This window comes from Bacteroidota bacterium (genome assembly GCA_030017895.1).
Lineage (GTDB): Bacteria > Bacteroidota > Ignavibacteria > UBA10030 > BY39 > JASEGV01.
This window is the reverse complement of the sequence record JASEGV010000138.1, coordinates 1-3,569: the sequence shown is the minus strand read 5'-3', so window position 1 is coordinate 3,569 and position 3,569 is coordinate 1. Positions and strand designations below refer to the sequence as shown.

Sequence of the window (3,569 nt, the reverse complement as noted above, 5' to 3'; positions counted from 1 at the left end):
TGCGTTTACAATCACGTTGATTTTTATTGCCAAACTAAGATTTTAGAGATGCCCTATAGTAATTCGGTAACTCGCTTAAAAGTTTTTCTGGCGACCAAGTTTCTCCATTGTTAGTGCTTTCTGTAAACCAGATTGCTCCGCCACTTTCGTATACACAGTATAAACGTACCGACTGCCATTTTGCTATTTTACGGCTGTTGTTATACGCGGTTGCTTTTGGGGTATTAGAATATAGGTGTGCTTTAAATTTTGCTTTGTATTCTTTTGTGCTTGTAACTGTTACATTACGGTTAGGACTTGTTACACCATCATCCCACGAGTAAAAATTCCAGGTTATCCCGCCATTCGTTTGCGGTGTGATTGCACTAAAATTAATAGGTGAATCTTTAAAAATATCTTCTGCGGTATGACCAGAATTTACAGGACTTTCTTGATAGTTCAATTGTCCACCTGTAGTTCCTTCCCAATCATTACGTAAAGTTAGATTATAAACCTTTTCAAAATCAGCTTGATAAGTTAATTGGTCTTTGATTGTAATATTTCTTTGTATAGGATCCGTTGGTTTATCCATCCACTTTTTAAATTTCCAATTATTGCTTGCATGGTTTAAACGTTCTGCGGTTGCTTCGATTTGTAAATTCGTTCCCCATCTGTATGGCTGCGTAAAAGGCGATGATTGCCAAACTCCATCAATTTTAACTTGCGCGACATTGTGTGTGCCATTTAAATTATTTCGGAAAGTTACAGTTTTAGATGGCGGTTTAAACCATATAGTCAGGTATGTATTATCCAAATCGATTTGAAGCCATTTATCATTTACTGATTCTGATTGTGAGATCAATGCCAATTGGAATCTGTTACTCGGCAATTTATTTTTAAGCTGAGTTAAAAATGTTGAACCCTCTGAATAAGCATTTTGCCAAGTGTTCACGCTCGAAAAGTTAATCCCAGATTGTACTTCAACACCACTATTCGGTGCATTCCACATTGCTTTATAATCGTTCGAAAAATTAATGTCTACCGAGACAAGTTTTATTGATGGTGGATTTAACCAGTCATAAGCCTTTATTTGTAATTGTGCTTGCACAATTTCTGCATCATCAGGGATGAGCGCATCGGATAGATTCCACTGTAAAAGTGAACGAGCTTTTTCGTTTGTTGCAATTCCGCCTATAAAATCACCAGTACCAACACGGTTGTAAAATTCGGTATCATACGTATAACGCGTTGAACCTTCTGATATATATTGAATTGCACTGCGATTATCATCTCTCCGTTTTGGTCCAACCGTTAATAAACCTCCACCTGTCGTGCCTATAATATACGTTGCACTACCCACGTCACTTGCTGTATAACCGTTTCTATATGCTATTGCTTTTAAGGTCTTGTCGGTATCAACAGTTATAGGATTATTGGTATACGGGATGGAGCTTTGAGATGGTGTAGTTCCATCATCTGTATAAAAAATTGTTGCACCCGGCGTAGAGCAACTTATATAAACAGATTGGGGATCAACATAAATACCTCCGAGCGGAGAAAATGTTGGTGCAGCAACTTGATTTGAAATTGTAAATACATTGCTTAATCCTATGCCTTCGCCGCTGAACATGTACACCTGTAGTCGATATATTCCGTTTATTAAAGTCGTAGGAACAGTCCAGTTATGAGTATTTGTTCTATCTCTATAACTCGGAAAACTGCCCAATGTTAAAACTTCGTCAAAAGTACCAAAATGTTCATTTTTCTTATACAATTTTAATGTAACTTCTGGACCGTCATTATCCGTCCATTTTATTTGATATGTTTCTCCTCGAGCCCACCTTTCGCCACCCTGTGGAGAAGTAAAAGTAACTATTCTATTAATATCCCAACCTAAATCTTGCAACATTGCTAAACCAATTTCTCCTGGCGAATGGATTGCTTCTGCATAATCAGTTTTAGGTGTCATTAAAGAATTACTATTTCCGTGTGGGTATGAATTTTCATCAAGATGTGATATACTGGAACCTTTTGCCCAAGTACTTGGAGCATAAAGTTTTGGAAGTACATTATTATTAATACGGTAAACATTTAGACCATCGAAATATATATTATTGCTTTTTAATGCACTCCCTAAATCGTGCGATGGATTAGGATATACTGAAGTTTTTGTTAAAATGTAAATACTTGTAGGATATTGACCTACAACACAAGCCGTATCGTAAATTGTAGGACGTTTAATGCCTCCGTAAGGATATCCCCAACTGCCTATTCCACTATTGTCAACATCAAACGACGGTAGGTATCCTATACCATGACCTATTTCATGCATCATAACCGTTACAAGATCATATTTATTAGCCGGACAATTACCAACTGTATCGCAGTACCAAGATATATTTTTATTAAAATCGATTACAATCTCTGACTTGCCCCCATTAAGATTTTCATTACTTATCGCTTCTGCAAGAGCGGTTGGATAACCAATATTTTGTTTAGGTGCATTTGTAAAATTAAAATAGTAATTAATTGAATCGCGATTAGTTCCCGCTAACATTCCGGTTTCTAGCGTTTTCCAGCCTATTCTTATTTTAATCGCCTGGTTAGATTTAATAAGATATGATCAAATTTTTGCAGCATAATTTATTGCTTTTTTAACGCTATCGGGTGAGTCTGGTGCTTCGATTTGAAAAGTTGCCGTACTTGTTGTATTAAGTTCATTTCTGTAAAGAAAAATTGCAGGTGGGTCTACTTTAGTGAAAGCGTTTACCGTACCTGCTTGAGTATAAACATAGTTATTAGGAATAGATTGAGAATTCAAACTCGTAACAACTAATATCATCATTATAATTTGCAAAGTTTTCATAATAAGCTCCGTAAATTTTAAATGTTTTTGATTTGATTATTTATTATATTTTTAATGACAAATAAAAAGGCAATGCCTGTACCAGTTTAAATCGGTACGGGAAATATTAAGGTAGCGAGCCTTAGACCTAATATTTGTCGATGTAAAGGGCAGGGTAATTTTTACTCTGCCCTTGTTTTAATCAGCACCTTTTCACCTCCTTCCTTTTAATACAATTCCACGTCTGTCGAATCCTTCACCACCGATACCTCCTATAAAAACAGTATTATTGAAAATATGTAAAGCTTTCAATATCCAAATATCTGAACCGCTAAACTGTGTTTCATAATTTTTCCAAGTATAACCATTGTAGTGAAGAAGCTTCCCAAAATGACCACATACAAATAAATCGTTCTTTGCAGAAGCTCTTACTTTTTCTAATCCTGCCCGGAACCCAGGATATATTATCTCGACCCATATACCACTTTTATTAGTGAAAAGACCTCCATAACTTGCCGTGTATAATGTCTTCTTGCTTGCTCCCCAAATAGATCTAAATGAAACAAAACTCGTGAACTCCTGAATCATGTTTGTTCCGTTATAATGGAATATTGATCCAAATGCTTGATCACTCAGATAGCCTGTTATAAATATATCATTATTTGAAAACCCCCATATGTCAGATAAATAATAGGGCATCTCTAAAAATTAGTTTTGACGAAAATATTTATTTGCATTTGAAAAA

At 35.6% G+C, this 3,569-nt stretch carries 3 protein-coding genes; all 3 read right to left on the bottom strand.

Annotation, left to right across the window (positions count from 1 at the left end; genetic code table 11):
* Nucleotides 1–34: 34 nt before the first annotated feature.
* On the bottom strand, nt 35–2,536 hold the full coding sequence (locus tag QME58_14260; protein MDI6804977.1) for an FN3 associated domain-containing protein: 2,502 nt from the start codon (nt 2,534–2,536) through the stop codon (nt 35–37).
* Nucleotides 2,537–2,602: 66 nt separating this feature from the next.
* Nucleotides 2,603–2,845 (bottom strand): hypothetical protein, encoded by a 243-nt coding sequence (locus tag QME58_14255; GenBank protein ID MDI6804976.1) that lies wholly within the window; start codon nt 2,843–2,845, stop codon nt 2,603–2,605.
* Between the two features lie 192 nt (nt 2,846–3,037).
* On the bottom strand, nt 3,038–3,523 hold the full coding sequence (locus tag QME58_14250; protein ID MDI6804975.1) for a hypothetical protein: 486 nt from the start codon (nt 3,521–3,523) through the stop codon (nt 3,038–3,040).
* Nucleotides 3,524–3,569: the final 46 nt, after the last annotated feature.

Excerpts from the sequence above, each read along its gene's own strand:
- QME58_14260 (MDI6804977.1), bottom strand. The coding sequence starts at position 2,536 with ATGTTAGCGGGAACTAATCGCGATTCAATTAATTACTATTTTAATTTT.
- QME58_14255 (MDI6804976.1), bottom strand. The coding sequence starts at position 2,845 with ATGAAAACTTTGCAAATTATAATGATGATATTAGTTGTTACGAGTTTG.
- QME58_14250 (MDI6804975.1), bottom strand. The coding sequence starts at position 3,523 with ATGCCCTATTATTTATCTGACATATGGGGGTTTTCAAATAATGATATA.